Origin of the sequence: Exiguobacterium sp. ZOR0005 (assembly GCF_000798975.1) — a bacterium.
GTDB lineage: Bacteria > Bacillota > Bacilli > Exiguobacteriales > Exiguobacteriaceae > Exiguobacterium > Exiguobacterium aurantiacum.
Window position 1 is genome coordinate 1 of the sequence record NZ_JTLB01000025.1, and the last position, 15078, is coordinate 15078.

14 protein-coding genes are annotated in these 15078 nt (G+C 53.8%); 12 read left to right on the forward strand and 2 right to left on the reverse strand.

All coding sequences use genetic code 11. The annotated features are described in order from the left end of the window. Both L971_RS11500 and L971_RS11505 read right to left on the reverse strand, forming a co-directional pair. A partial coding sequence (locus L971_RS11500) for a dynamin family protein (protein WP_369793383.1) occupies positions 1–2866 on the reverse strand: 2866 nt, incomplete at its 3' end. 13 nt (positions 2867–2879) lie between these two features. Continuing rightward, entirely contained in the window at positions 2880–3503 is a 624-nt protein-coding gene (locus tag L971_RS11505) for an NAD(P)-dependent oxidoreductase (RefSeq protein WP_047375923.1), read from the reverse strand. 223 nt (positions 3504–3726) lie between these two features. Here L971_RS11505 and L971_RS11510 point away from each other — a divergent pair, with 223 nt between their 5' ends. From L971_RS11510 to L971_RS11565, 12 genes are all read left to right on the forward strand, one after another. Beyond that, complete coding sequence (locus tag L971_RS11510; RefSeq protein ID WP_231557606.1) at positions 3727–4770, forward strand: aromatic acid exporter family protein; 1044 nt, start codon at positions 3727–3729, stop codon at positions 4768–4770. 59 nt (positions 4771–4829) lie between these two features. After that, positions 4830–5501 (forward strand): WGR domain-containing protein, encoded by a 672-nt coding sequence (locus L971_RS11515; RefSeq protein ID WP_052200377.1) that lies wholly within the window; start codon positions 4830–4832, stop codon positions 5499–5501. Positions 5502–5575: 74 nt separating this feature from the next. Beyond that, positions 5576–6082, forward strand: a complete 507-nt coding sequence (locus L971_RS11520) for a PH domain-containing protein (RefSeq protein ID WP_047375925.1) — start codon at positions 5576–5578, stop codon at positions 6080–6082. After that, positions 6079–7584, forward strand: a complete 1506-nt coding sequence (locus tag L971_RS11525; protein ID WP_047375927.1) for a PH domain-containing protein — start codon at positions 6079–6081, stop codon at positions 7582–7584. The genes L971_RS11520 and L971_RS11525 overlap by 4 nt, the downstream gene beginning before the upstream one ends. Positions 7585–8206: 622 nt before the next feature. After that, positions 8207–9469, forward strand: coding sequence for an NCS2 family permease (locus L971_RS11530; protein WP_024370381.1), 1263 nt, complete (start codon positions 8207–8209; stop codon positions 9467–9469). Between the two features lie 111 nt (positions 9470–9580). Beyond that, positions 9581–10624, forward strand: a complete 1044-nt coding sequence (locus L971_RS11535) for a DUF2332 domain-containing protein (protein WP_047375929.1) — start codon at positions 9581–9583, stop codon at positions 10622–10624. Further along, complete coding sequence (locus L971_RS11540; RefSeq protein WP_047375931.1) at positions 10621–11118, forward strand: hypothetical protein; 498 nt, start codon at positions 10621–10623, stop codon at positions 11116–11118. The genes L971_RS11535 and L971_RS11540 overlap by 4 nt, the downstream gene beginning before the upstream one ends. A gap of 54 nt (positions 11119–11172) precedes the next feature. Beyond that, positions 11173–11661, forward strand: a complete 489-nt coding sequence (locus L971_RS11545) for a DinB family protein (RefSeq protein ID WP_047375934.1) — start codon at positions 11173–11175, stop codon at positions 11659–11661. Further along, the gene (locus tag L971_RS11550) at positions 11658–12149 is read left to right on the forward strand and encodes a DUF3916 domain-containing protein (RefSeq protein ID WP_081977087.1); all 492 of its coding nucleotides are present in this window, start codon (positions 11658–11660) and stop codon (positions 12147–12149) included. The genes L971_RS11545 and L971_RS11550 overlap by 4 nt, the downstream gene beginning before the upstream one ends. 326 nt (positions 12150–12475) lie before the next feature. Next, positions 12476–13084 (forward strand): hypothetical protein, encoded by a 609-nt coding sequence (locus L971_RS11555; protein WP_231557601.1) that lies wholly within the window; start codon positions 12476–12478, stop codon positions 13082–13084. Beyond that, positions 13081–14004: a MoxR family ATPase gene (locus tag L971_RS11560; protein WP_047375938.1), complete on the forward strand. Its 924-nt coding sequence runs from the start codon at positions 13081–13083 to the stop codon at positions 14002–14004. Before L971_RS11555 ends, L971_RS11560 begins: the two co-directional genes overlap by 4 nt. Before the next feature lie 2 nt (positions 14005–14006). Next, complete coding sequence (locus tag L971_RS11565; RefSeq protein WP_231557602.1) at positions 14007–15068, forward strand: DUF58 domain-containing protein; 1062 nt, start codon at positions 14007–14009, stop codon at positions 15066–15068. Positions 15069–15078 lie beyond the last annotated feature (10 nt).

Sequence of the window (15078 nt, forward strand, 5' to 3'; positions counted from 1 at the left end):
GGACGAGGGCGCGTTCTAGACTCGCCTTCGATCCGTCCACTTCGACCGGGTGGAACGTCTCCTTGACGAAGTCCGACAAGCGCAGGAGCGACCGCGTCTCGAGGTGGGCGAGCAGTTCCTTCGCTTCCCGGGCGAACGGTGCGTCAAGCGACGTGACCGGGAGCGCTTGTCCGTCCTGTAACCGTTCGAGCCGCTCGCGGCGTCTTGCTTTGACGCTCGCATCGGCGTCCGCTTCCCGGATGACCTCATCGAACGAGGCGAGGAGCGCGGCCGTCTCTTCCTTGATGCGAAGCGCGTTCGCTCGGCGGAGGTCGTGGTCGACGAACTGAGCGAGCCGTTCTGCGAAGCGGTCGAACCCAACGTCCTTTCCATGGATGGCGTTTCGGCTCGAGATTGGTAACACGGAAGGGTGTCTCACGCCGAGCTTCGTCAATTGCTGGGCCACGTAGTCGGACACGGCATCCCGTTCTGTCTCGTCCGCTGCTAAGTCAGAGGCGTTGACGAGGAAGAACATCTGATGGTCGCCCGTCCCTTGGACACGTCCGAGCTGGATGACGAGTTCACGGTCGGCTTCGGTGAAGGCGTGGTTGTAATACGTCACGAACAAGACGGCATCGGCGTCACGCATATAACCGAATTGGACCTCGCTATGTCGGTTGAACTGCGAGTCGGCGCCCGGCGTGTCGACGAAGATGATGCCGCGCTCGGCCCAAGGGGAATCGACGTACAGCTCAATCTCTTTGACGATGCAGCTCTTCGTCTCTTCCGTGACGAACGAGGCGAACGTGTCGTAATCGACCGTCTCCGTCGTCCCGAGATGGTGGAGTGGGGCGTGTTTCAAAGCGTTCACGAACGGATGGTCGAGCGCGAGCGAATCGAGTGTCGTCCCGTAACCGTCGAGTTCCGTCTCGAGCTCGTCACGCGATTTGAACGTGATCGTGGCGCTCTTGTGCGTTCGTCCGTTCGGCGGGACGATCTTCGTGATCGAGGCGGTGAGCGGGTTCGGTGACGTCGGCAACACCGTCTCGCCGAGTAGAGCGTTCAACGTCGACGATTTACCGGAAGAGAACGCACCGAAGATGGCGAGCGTGAATGTCTCGGCTTCGGCTCGTTCGAGTTTGCGTCGGAGCGACCTCACTCGGGACGTGAATAACGGATGACTTTCTAATATTTCACATACCGCATATTCATATGAAAAATCAGACAAAAAAGCGGTCAAATTATCATCCAAGACTGTCGTCAGTGCAACTTCTTTCTGTTGCTGGGCGACTTGTTGCTTCGGTAAATGCTCGACATCGACATAGTGACGGACTTCGAGCGCCTCGATGCGTTCCGGCGTCAAGGATTGTTCCGTATAGGCTTGAAGTGCAGTCTGTCGTTCTAGCAGGCGACGTCTCGTACCGAGCGTGTCCAACATGTCGTAAAGCGAGTTTTGTTCGGTCGTGATTTGGTCAAGCCGATCCGCACCGTCTGTCTCGAGATACGTTTCGACCGACGCCACCCACGGGTCGGACGCTTTCGTCACCCAGGCGGCGAGGGCGGACTCGATGTCGCGGCTGAACTGAAGGACCGTATCCCCGCTGAGCGAGGCACCGCTTTTCACTTGGTCGGTGATGAGTGTGGCCGGCGCTTCTGGCAACGCATCCGGTCGGGCAAGTGCCGTTTCAGGTAACTTCAAGTCACGGATGATGTCTTCCGCGTATTTGATTAGGTGCGGTCGCAAGTTCGTGTCGAGCAGGCGATTGAATTCTTTGACGGCAATCTCTTCACGACGCGACCGTTCTTGCCGCGTCTTGTCTTTCGAGAAGAAGAGGCCGACCTTGAACGTCGGGGAGCAGCTTTCCAAATAGTCCCGCAGCAGTTCGCGGAACTCATAGTTCATGATCGGGGCGCTGGCGACGATCGGGGCCTGGTGGCGGAAGAACTCGCGGCGGAACGCACTGAGCCAGACGTGTTTTTTCTCGAGTCGCTGCAGGCGGGCCTGAATCTCGGTCGGGTGTTTCTCCACAGTCGGTAACTGCTCGAGTGAACGGGCGTACGTCTGTTCCGAACGCTCGAGGAGCGTGTTCGTCAACTGCTCGGCACTTTCAAAACGGTCATTCCTTGCTGTGGCGATGACGCGTTCGACGTATGATTGCAGCCGTGTCACTTCGTTTTCCACATGGTCGAGTTCACGGAGCGAGATATAGAACACGTCATCCGGCTCGATATTGTGGTGCGCGAACGCTGCCGCGAGCGTCTGCTTGAACGACGAGAACGACAGCTCGCTCTCCTCATGCTTGTCGATTTGGTTGATGATGATTGAATACGGACGACCCTCGGCGCTGAACTGCTTCATGAGCTGGATATTCTGTTCCGATTGGACGTGGTTGTAGTCCATCATGAAAAACAAATGGTCCGCGAGGAAGAGCGAGCGTTCTGTCGCCTGACGGTGGCGTTCGTCCGTCGAATCAATGCCCGGTGTGTCCATCAAGACGACGTCGTCGCCGAACGGGAAACGGGGTAGGGCGTATTCGACTTCTTTGATTTCTTCAATCTTGCAAAAGTCACTCAGACGTTCGAGTTCATCTGTCCCGAGCTGAATCCAGTCCGTATCGTTGACCGCGACCGAGGCGCCGGTCGCACCGCTTCGAAGTGTGACGATGTTGGCGCTCGTCGGAATCGGGCTCGTCGGTAAGACGCCGTCCCCGAGCCAGTTGTTGAGCAGTGTCGATTTTCCGGCAGAGAAGTGACCGCAGACGGCGATCCAAATCTCGTCACGGGTCACTTTGCGGAGTGCCGTCCGGGCGAGACGGGCCAGTTCGGTCTCGTCTTGCGTCTCAAACAGGTCGGTCAATTGCGCGAGGCGCATGTGTTGTTCGTTCAACTTCTTCATCCCCTCATCGTGACTCCGTCGTGATCCCGACGCGATGCCCTATATAGTTGTTTTCTTCCCACGCCTTGACGACGAGATCGGCGACGTCATCGCGTGAAATCGGGCCAGAATGAAGCGTCCCGAGTTCGTCTGGTGTGATGACGATGTCCCCATCTGACGGCTCGTCAATCAATTGCGTCGGGCAGACGACCGTATAGTCGAGATCTGAGTCGCGGAGTAACTCATACGCATGGGCGTGGTCCTCGGCCGCCGTCGTCATCGTCCGTTTCGACTCTCGTGTTTGGAAACGATACGCATCCGTGTCGTGTGCCTTTAAAATCCCGGCGGTCCCGACCGTGACGATGCGTGTGACCCCAACCTCTCGCATCGCCTCAATCACGAGTGGGGTGAAGCGCGACAAGACATTTTGTTTGTCGGTGCCGAGTGCTGAAAAAACGACGTCCGCATGCTGCACCGTCTCCTTGACTGCGGTCAGGTCGGTCGCATCCCCTAATATGACGGTGACGCCTTCTCGTGATTCGACTGGTCGGCGAGACACCAGTCTCACCTCATGACCGGCCTCTAACAATTTCTCGAGCAACCGCATCCCCGTGCGGCCGCTCCCTCCGAATAAAGCAATGGTTGACAAGTAAACCCCTCCCCATCAAGATGAAAGAAAATATCCACCGCCATCATACCACGGAAGCGCTCTCGAAACAGCGGTTAACGGCTTCGTTTGTTCGCATGTTTCAACCCGTGATAAGAAGGATACAAAAAAAAGAAGACGTGTACAAGGGAGGAAGACAGTTCGCTGTCGACACCGCATGAGATTTGGAGCTAGAACCATCAAAACCGGGATTTCGGTCGCCTTGGTGTTATTGATCGCCGAGGCGTTTCAGTTTCAACAAATCGTTGTACCGGCGCTCGCCGCCTCGCTCGCGTTACTTCCGTCCGTTTATCAGACGGGACTCCGGTTTTTAGAAGAGATGAAGGGGAACTTGATCGGGGCGCTACTTGCCGTCTTCTCGTTACTGTTGACGCCGAACCCGACCCCGATTGCCATCGGCGTCGTCATTATCATCGCCATCTCGATTCTTTTGTTCTTGAATCTCGAGTCGACGACACGGACCGTCATCTTGACGACGATCCTGATCATGGAAGGGGCGAGCCAATCGGACATGCCGATTTGGATGTTCGCCGGGGAACGATACTTACTCATCATGATGGGGATCACGGTCGCGCTTCTCGTCAACGCACTGTTGTTCCCGCCACGCTATGAACGGAAGCTCGAGGACGAGATCACGACGGTGTTCCAAATGGCCGTCCGCATCGCACGTCTATTCTCCGAGACGGACGGGGGACGTTCCTCGTTCGAGTCACTCGAAGAGACGAAGAAGAAACATCGCGGTTCGAAGACGACCTACGACTTCTTCGAGGAAGAGATTAAAGCGAATCGCTGGCTCGAGAAAAAGACGCCGATTTATCGCCGGGCCGTCTTGAAGTCGAAGATGATTGACACGAACAGTGCCGCCATCCACGTGCTCGACAAGCTGCATGACGATTTTCTGACGCTCGAACATTTGCCACCTCAGCTCGAAGAAGAACTGTTGCGACATGTACGCCATTTGCTCAGACGACATGAGCGCCTATTCTCAGCGTATGAACTCGAGAACGAGCATATCATCGATCGGGAAGAGGACCTCATCCATGAGAACTTCGACTTCGCCAAGCTGATGATTGAGAAGATGCGAGACGAAGAGGAAGACTTGATTTTGACCGTCGTCCCGCTCGTCGCGACGATGACGGACTGGGTCAAGGCGATGAACGAGCTTGAACGTTATCTTATCACCGAGATGAAGAAACATGGCGACAACTTGAAAGTAGAACCGCGCAAGAAGTGGTTCTTTGAAGACTAAACCGCTCTTGGGCGGTTTTTTTGTATACTTAAGCTATGTCGTTACATAAGGAGAACAAGATGCAGACCTACTTACAACACACCACAAAATTCTGGAACATCCGTGTCGGCACGGACGAGTTCGTCGTCCAATACGGAAAACGCGGCACAATCGGGAAAGTCCAGCTGAAATCGTTCGATACGGAAGAAGCGTGCAAGAAAGAAGCGGACAAGCTCGTCCGTCAAAAACTGAAAAAAGGGTACGTCGAGGTCGAGTACGACTGGGACACCCATCTTTACGTCGACGACCCGGAGATCGGGCCGCATCCGCTGACGGCCCACCCGGCGTTCATGCGACATTTCCAAGAAGACTTCTATTTGGATTGCACGGACGAATTCGCGCCGTTCGGGAGCGATGAAGGGGCCGACGTCCTCGACATGTTCGGAGAAGCGCTTCGGAAAGAACGAGACGTCGATTTTTTGGAAGGGGGGTATGCGATTCTATCGGACTGGCTTGAAGAAGACATCTCGACGCCCGAAGACTGGATGCAAAACGGGGACCGCTTCGCATGTGACGTCGTCATCCTCGCGAGTGCGTTCGCTTCAATCAAGCTGACCGGACGAATCACGGATGCGTTAAAACGTTCCGCTCACGAAGCGTTAACGACCATCGTCGACGAAGTCGAGCCTGAGTATGTGCACCGGTTTCAGTTAATCAACGAACAGCTTGCCGCTTTCACCGTGTCAGATTGAAACTTTTTTCAGAAAAACGGCGTATACTAAAGAGAGAGACGGACGAACGTCCGAACGGATAGGGGGAAACACCAATGTCAGAGAATGAAACAGCATCACCCATCAGCGGTACATTGCCAATCGAGGCGAGAACCGTATTCCGCTTATCGAGTGCCATCTTCTATGTGATCGGTTTGGTCATCACGGGTGCGCTCGTGTTCGCGGCCGTCTGGTTCGACTGGCCAGGTTGGCTCCAAGCCACAGCTTACGGGTTACTGGCGATTGCGGTCATCTATAGCCTAGTCGACATCATCGTCTTCCAGAAATGGAAACAGGAGCGCTTCACGTATCTCGTCCAACCTCTCGAGATCAGACTCCATCACGGCATCATCACGACACATGACGTCTTGATCCCGATGACGAAAGTGCAATACGTGCATGCGAAGCAAGGACCGCTTCTTCGAAAGTTCGGCCTTCAGACGATTACGATCGGCACAGCAGGCGGATCGCATGAGATTTATGCGATCGAAGAATCATTCGCGAAGACGCTCCGCGAGCAAATCGCCGTCTACGCCCGCATCGAAGAGGAGGATGTCGTATGACCGAAACGTCGCTCACGTGGCATCGGCTTCCGACACGGGTGCTCGTCCTGCGCATCGCCGACATGCTGAAGTCGTTCGCCATCCCGATCGTCATCTTGTTCGTCTTGAACAATGACTGGGAGACGACGTTTGGAATTATCCTTCGCGTCGGTGTACTCCTGTTTATCGGATTCGATTTGCTGCAAAAGTTTTTCGGATGGCGTAACTTCCGGTACGCCTTGGACGAGAAGACGATGTACGTCATCGAAGGGAACTGGATGAAGCAAGAGAAGTCGCTGCCGCTCTATAAGATTCAGAGCGTCCACTCGAACAGCCCGTTCTTTTATCGGTTGCTCGGCGTCGTTGAATTGACGTTCGATACGAACGCAAACAGTGATGACGCCTCGTTCAAACTCGCAGGCGTCTTCCCGGGTGAGGCGAAACGGCTCGAGGATGTGCTCGACCAGTCGAGACGTCGACGGCTTGACGCCTCGGCCGAATCGAGCGAAACGGAGGAAGGAAGCACGGAGAAGTCGGTGACGATCGAGAAACCGCCGGGCGTTCGGCTATATACACTATCGACCCGCGAGATTTTGATTGCCTCGCTCACATCGCTGTCCGTGTTCGCCATCTTCCCGGTCGCCTCGACGATCATCACGTACATCGACGACTTCATCAACCTCGATGGCACGTTCGACCAAATCGGGGACTGGGTCATCAGCGCCTCGGTGATTGCCATCGGCGTGCTCGTCCTCTCCATCTTGTTCTTGTCGGTCGTCATCGGGACGGTGATCAACTTCCTGAAGTATGGGAATTTCGTCCTCGAACGGAGGGGCGACCGCATCCGGGTCGAGAAAGGCTTACTGAACCGGTCGGCCAAAGAGATCCCGTATGAGAAGATTCAAGCGATTCGCATCAAGGAGACGTTCATCCGGCGCTGGTTCAACATCATCGGTGTCGAGCTCGTCGCGGCCGGGACGATGGACGAGTTGAAAGACGAGTCGTCGACTATACTCCCGTTCGTGAGACGCGACCGGGCGATGCGGGTCCTAAACGAACACTTCAGCCAGTTCGCCTGGGCCGACACGCTCCACCGTCTGCCGAAACGATCGCTTGGAATCAAGCTGATGCGCATCAGTTGGTTCGGCGTGATCGTCACCGGCATCGTCGTTTATTTCTTCCGCGAATACGCGTGGTGGCTCCTGCTGTTATGGACGCTCATCGTCGGCGGGCGTGTGCTCAGCTACTATACGACCCGCTATGCGCGGAACGGGGCGTTCATCCAACTGCGGACGGGCGCGTTCAATGTGCGCTCGTTCGTGACGGACAAACCGCGCATCGAACAGATTCACGTGACGCAGTCTTGGTTGCAACGACGCTTCGGTCTTTGTAACGTCGTCTTATCGACGCGCGGTGGTGTGTTGTCCATCGAGTCGATTGAGGATATCCCGAAACGTGAAGCGGACGCCATGCTTGACTGGTTCTCGCGCTACAACGGAGAAAACATGAAAACACCGGGCTGAAGATGGCCCGGTGTGTCCCATTTGTGCGATTCGATTCACAATTTTCGTGTTTCTGTTACTGAAAACCGGGAACAAATGTGGTATGATGCAAGTAGAAAGAGACCGGTGCTCGATACACCGGCCTCTGGCTTACAGGCTACCACTTCAAGAGTGGCCCAGCCGCCACAATGGTTAGTGAATCAGAAAGTGACCCATCTCATTGCGCCGAGGGGGTCATTTTTTTGTGCGTTCAGACGTTGCACGATTGGATGTTTGGTGGATTACCAAGTGAACGATAATCGGAGCGAGGATCGGGAGGATTACGTAATCACCGACCCAGGTCCATAGCTGTTCCATCCGCACCACCGCCTTCCTCCATTGTGGACTTGGCGGCTGACCCCACTATTGCTGCGTTAACCTGCTCCTTCATTATAGCAGATTCTCTTCAAAAAAGATGCTAAAAACAGGAACGTTTGTTCTTGTTTTATAAAATGAAGCTTTAGACGGAGCAGGTCTCACGGGTGGGTCGAAAGGTGGAATTGAGTCAACATTCGCTTGCATGTCAGAAGTCAGACAGGATATAATCAACCTCGTGTGTATAACCACATGGGTGGGTGAGGGTGCCAATAAAGGATTGATTCCTATGGCAAAACAAACAGAATGGAAAACAGAAACATACGGGGGCGTGCTGAACTTTCTGGCGACAGCATACATCCCGGCCGTGCACGCGGCAATCTTGACACAAGCCGGACTCCCGTTCGAGGGAGCGCTCGTCGGAGCGATTTTGACAAGCATCATCGGAACGTTCATCGCAGGGCTGTTCAACTTGCCACTGCTCCTGTTACCAGGGATGGGCATTAACGCGTTGTTCACGTACACGCTCGTCCTGCAGATGGGACTGAGCTGGCAAGGTGCGCTCGCCGTATCATTCGTCTCGGGGGCGCTCGTCGTCCTGCTGACGGTGACGAAGGTGGCGAGGAAACTCGCGAACGCGTTCCCACCGATCATTCATGACGGATTGACGGTCGGTCTCGGCCTGTTCCTCATCTTGATCGGGCTCGAGGCGGCGGGGATCGTCTCGGGCGGTGGCGGGGCGTTGCTTCACATCGGAGATCTCGGGGAACGGCCGGTGCAGGTCGCGTTCCTGACGCTTTTCGTCGCCATCCTTCTCTTTTTGAAGATGGGACCGAGCAGTTTCCTTTGGACCATCGCGTTCGGTGTCGGCTTGAGCGCCGTCATGGGCACGCTCGACTGGACCGGTGAGTTCGCGCTCACACCGTTCTTCGAGTCGTTCGGCACCGTGTTCGGGAGCGTCTCGTTCACCGAATCGATGTCGCCGCTCTTCCTCGTCGCCGTCGGCGTGTTGACGCTCGTCTTGCTGATTGAAAACATCAGCTTGATCCAGAATCAGACACGGGCGATCGGCAAAGATGCGGACGCACCGAAAGGGCTCGTCGCGCAAGGACTATCGACGATGGCCGGTGCCCTATTCGGCTCGAGCCCGACCGTCTCGACGGTCGAGGTCGCAGCCGGCATCTCGGTCGGGGCACGGGGCGGAATCGCCTCGTTCGTGACGTCAGGCCTTTATGTCGTCTCGCTCTTGTTGTTGCCGCTGTTCGCGATCATCCCGGTGACGGCGATCGCGCCAGTTTTGATCATCATCGGCATGATGATGTTCCAGAACGTGAAGCATCTCCCGCTCGACAATTGGGAGCATGCCTTCCCGGCGATTCTCGTCATCATCATGATCCCGTTCACGTATTCCATCGTCGACGGCATCGGGCTCGGCTTCATCGCCTATACGATGATCGTCTTGTTCAAGAAGGGCTATCGGTCGCTCAGTCCGGTCGTCGGTGTCTTGACCGTCTTGTTCCTCGTTTTCTTTTCTTTACCAGTCTGGCTGTAAGATAGGGCGGCATCGTGAATACGGTGCCGTTTTTTTGTATGGATAAAAAGGAGTCTCATGACTTACACGGGAAGTAGTATGCATGAAACACGTGTGAGGAGAGGATTTGATTTGACGACATCTAAATTGTCTCAAAAGTTTGCGACGTTTGCTGAGAGAGAATGCCGGGACTCGAGCCCGCTCTATGAATCGTTATCGCTTCACATCTCGCAGGACGACGAATTGCTTGAACTCTGTAACGTGGCGAGGGACGGTCAACCGGTCCCGAACTTATTGTTCGGTGCAGTCCATTACTTGCTGATGCAAGGGAACGACCACCCGCTAAAAGACTACTACCCGAGTATAGTGCGTGACGCTAAGCCCGTAACCGAATCGTTCGAGTCGTTCAAATCGTTTTGTCTCACGTATCGAAATGAAATCGAGTCTATCTTAAGTTCGAAACGCGTTCAGGCGAACGAAGTCCGAAGGTGTGCATACTTATATCCCGCTTTTGGTTACATTCATCATAAAACGAGAAAACCACTGGCATTGATTGAGATTGGGACAAGTGCCGGCTTACAACTGTTGTGGGACCAATATGCATATTCATATGGGACAGAGGAAGTGTTCGGAGAGGTGCAGTCCCGGCTACATATTCGTTCAGAATTCGTCGGAAAGCTGACACCGCCGCTCTCGTCAGCACCCGCTCCGGTCGTAGCACGTATCGGACTTGATTTGAACATCGTCGATTTAAATAATGAAGCAGAGCGGTTATGGCTCAAGTCGTTGATTTGGCCAGAGCATGAGGAACGTTTACAGATGTTCGAACGCGCGTCGAGTTATATCGGCGAGCAGCCGATTGACTTCATCGAAGGCGACGGGATCAGTCGATTGAGCGGCCTTGTCGGGAGTATTCCAGAAGGAAGCACCTTATGCATCTTCCACACGCACGTGGCCAACCAGATGACGATCGACATGAAAAAACACTTATTGAACGTGGTCGAAGAGATCGGCCAGACGAGAGACGTTTTTCATCTCTACAACAATATCCATGACAAAGACTTGCATCTGGACGAATACGTGAACGGTATCAAACGAGAGCAGACGATTGCGGAGACGGACGGGCACGGCAGATGGTTCAGATGGTTGTTAAAAGATGAGGCTGTATTGACATGAATACGATTATCGAGCGATTCGTTTCCATTCAAGAAGTCATGGATGCTCTCCGTTTACAAGTCGCCAACTATAATTGGTTGGTGACGGACCTCGACGCCGTAATCTCAAATGACTCGTTGAAGTATTTCGAAGAGATTCAAGAACTTGAGGAGGGAGCGGCCTACTGGATAAAAGGTGAACGTCTACTCGAACTTGTCCAACACACAAACCTATACGTCATTTGGGGAGTATTCACGGCGTTTGAACGAAAGACGTCCATCACGTTAAACGATCTAATCGTCCATCCGTTCGCAGACGGGAATAGTGATCTATGGATCGAGTCACCCCGTGTTCAGCATCCGGATGCTATGTGTGAATTAATCTTTTGGGACTCAACATTTGTTTTAATGCTGAGCCAAGTTGGGGACGTAAGCGAGCGATTCCGTCAAACATTCCCCGATTGGCGAAGTTTAGAGGAATATAATCGTACGGAAGGGTTATATGAAACGGAATAGATGAGATCGAATATGAGCGGATTCTTTACTTTATAAACCAAGGAGGACACTTTCATGACTAACACTTCAAACGTCATCGACGAGTTTGCATCCTATACCGCATGGCTAAACACGCTAACGGAATTGGATGAATCGGCGTGGGAGAAAACGATCGCGACCGACAAATGGTCAATCAAAGCAATCATCCTGCACATCGCCCATTGGGACAACCATCTGTTGAACGTCATCATCCCAGCCGTCAAGAACGGGGAAGGGATGATCTTCCCCGAGTTCGATTCGTTTAACGCGCGCGCGACCCAAAAAGCGAAACGTCTCTCTGGAGAAAAGGTGCTCCAGTTAGCCAAAGCGAGTCGGAGTTCACTTATAGAAGGGCTGACGTCACTTCGTCACGAGACGATGACGATGCACACGACGGCAAACGGGGCGACCCATTGCCCGCATCAAGGTGTTCCATACACACTTGCCTATATCGTCGCCGAGTTCACCGAACATGACCGCCACCATCAGCAGCAAGTCGACCGAGTTATAGGGATGAAACCGTGAAGAGAAGAACGAAAGTACGAGGTGTCAGACGAAGGTTGAAACGGTTGCGGTTGGATATCGCAGAACAGACCCATTCGTTTCCGACGACGTTCCATGGCGGGTATTGGCATAGCAAAATTCCGATCGATCAATCGTTCTTGCTGTCGATAAAGGAGAACAGCCGGATTCAACAAGCCGTCATCGAGGCGATGCTTGAAGGGGGAGCTCAGCTTGTGCGCCTCCGAGAACAGGAGAGTTACCGGGTCGTCGTCTTGATTGACCTGCCGACGCTCTGGCAGTCCGAACTTCTCGTATTCGAAAGCGACGCACGACTGAAGGCGTTCATGAAACGCGGTACGTCTGAGCAGACGTGGACGCGCTTGCCTATCGACTCTATGTGCTTACAACGGTTCAACCTTTCAACGGACGTCGAGGTACATCGGTTTCATGAGCGGATTCAAGACGAGGATGACACACATAGCGGGGAAGTATGGTTGCTCGTTCGATAAACGGGCAACTTTTTTATGAAAAAACTGAATATTCGATCAAACCCTATGCTATAATCCTTTCAAATCCATTTTCCATAATAAGGGTTAAGTGGAATCGATGAATGAAGGGAGCAGTGAGATCGAATGCAGTCGAATCAACAAATTCACAGACAAATCGATCCATGAGAAAGGCCAAAGCCCTTTTTGTATCCACGGTTTTGATTTCATTACTGGTTGTCGCACTCATTTCACTCTCAGGTCAAGTCGCGTATACATACTTCAAAGGATTGGACATTTCTGGGAGCCCTATCACGAGCTGGGTTACGGACTGTCACGACAAGCGAAAGTTGTTTGGGATTATCGAAGTGGTCGATACCGAGCGTTGGTGCGGAGGTGGCGCTGACGAAGATTCTGCGTCTAAGTCTTCTGGAAGCGGGCGCATTGTTGGACCATCGGATGAGGAAGGTGGTACACCGAGAGGAGATCCGGATGAGTTGTCTCCGTCATATGCGGAACCATCCAATGACGAAGCCGATCGCCTATCCCTGCTCCCATACATCCTCAGCGCACTCCTTCTGTTGATTGGCGCATGGTTGTGGCGCAGACAGCGTCTCAATAAAAAAGTGAATGGTTTCGTTCCGACAGAGGAAATGCCCCACTCAAAGCAAAACATAAATGAAAGGTTCGAGCAGCCCACACGCTCGATTCACCCGCTGCCGGATTCCCCGTTGCGGCAACATCTGATTCAATTCGAACAAGCGCTCCCGTCACAACAACGACGACGGCCGTTCGAGACGTTATCTGCCTGGGCGAACCGCATCCGGCTCGACGCCTCACTTTTGAGCTATTTAGAGACCCGTTATGACCAAGTCGAGATCACGCCACAACGGGAAGAAGCGTTCAAACAACAGCTTGATGCCCACTTACTTCGCTTAGAAAAGGAGCCACCCTTATGACGATCACACGCGTACTCGAACAGCTCGACCAAATCTATCTCGGAAAACCTGACATCACGCGCCTCTGTTGCACGGCGCTACTCGCGAACGGACACATCTTGCTAGAGGACGTCCCAGGCACGGGGAAGACGCTTCTCGCCAAAAGTATCGCAAAGAGCTTCGAGGCAGAGTTCACACGGATCCAGTTCACGGCCGACCTGCTTCCAAGTGATATCATCGGGGCTGACTTCTTCAACGTGCAGACGCAGGCGTTCGAGAATCGGACGGGTCCAATCTTCACGAATATCCTTTTGATTGACGAAGTCAACCGGGCCGTCCCCCGGACACAGTCGGCGTTACTTGAGGCGATGGAAGAGCGGCAAGTGTCGATTGGTGGGGTCACGTATCAACTGCCGGAACCGTTCTTCGTCATCGCGACACAAAATCCGATCGAGTCGGCAGGGACGTTCGCGTTGCCGGACGCACAACTCGACCGCTTCTTGATGTCGCTCCAAGTCGGCTATCCCGAGGCAAGGGAAGAGCGTCAACTGATTCTACAGACGATTTCGAAGACACGCCACGCCGTCCACGCCCTCATGTCGTCCGAGACGTTTTTAGCGGCACAGCGAGACGTCGAGGAGGTTCGCATCCATGAGGACGTCGTGACTTATTTGCTCGCCCTTATCCAAGAGACGCGGAACCATCCGCTCGTCGAAGTCGGGGCCAGCCCTCGTGCGACGCTTGCCCTCGTTAGAGCGTCTCAGGCGTATGCCTACATCGAGAATCGCCGCTTCGTGACGCCAGAGGATGTCCAAGCCGTCGCGACGCATGTCCTCGCGCATCGGTTGACGCTCACGCTCGAAGGAGACGTGAAATCGACGAAACGGGCCGTCCTCGCCGACATCTTGGAGCGCGTCGACGTTCCAGTCGAGAAGGTGTGAGGATGCGACAGGTCGAAGTCAGTACTCCGTCCCTTTTAGATGAAAAGCTTTGGCCAGCCTATACAGGGATACTCGTCTTCTTCGTTTGGTTCCCATACGTATGGCCGTTTGCTTACGTGGCTGGCGTGATTCTGGGGCTGATGCTCGCACGGAAATGGCTGACGAAACAAATCGTTGAGGCGACAGGCTTGTCGTTCCATCAAAAGGAGCAGTTGTTGTTCGTGAATGATCGCGTCTCGCTCAAGATGGACGTGACAGGCATCGAGCGACTTGAAACGCTCGGGATCCCGATTTCGGTCCGTTTGGTAACGGGACGCGGCTTGACGTTTGACGAAGATCAGTCCGTGCACACTTTACAACTTCGTCATGAATCGACCTATTTGCTTCCAATCCACGCGAAGCAACGCGGTCCCGTCCAAATCGATGAATGCACCCTTCAGTTCAAGCTCCCGTTTTGGCTCGGCACCATCTTCGTCACCGGTTTTACACTGCCGTCCTGGATTATCCTCCCGTGCATCACGAAACAGAACCGATTCGACTCACGCCTCGTCCGGATGGGAGACCGACTCGTCAAACATTCACCGCTCAATGACCCGTTGATGATGCAAAGCACAAAACGGTATGAGCAAGAGCCGGTCAAACAGATCGACTGGGTCGCGACAGCGAAGACAGGGAAGCTGCAGGCGAAAGTGTTTCAACGCCAAAACCTCGATACGTTCACACTCGCACTCGACTTGAGCGGTACGCTCGGGAATGGCCTCCACGCTCGTTACGAAGAGTTGATTCAACAAGCAGCTTATCTCGTGGCCTATTTGGTGAAAGAAGATTGTAAAGTCGAGCTGTTCATCAATCGGCTAGACGCCGATAATCAGATTGACCACCTGCGGATGAGTGATGGTCGTAAGCAGTTACGCCTCGCCCTCGTACGTTTGGCATGGATTTATGAATCCGATCGATTCGTCGCTTCGAAACGGTTCAATCAAATTATCGATCGACAGAAGCATCCGCATGCGGAAGTGATTCGGATTGACGTGTCACTGATGAACCGAATCGCTGTCGGTTGAAAGGAGTAAA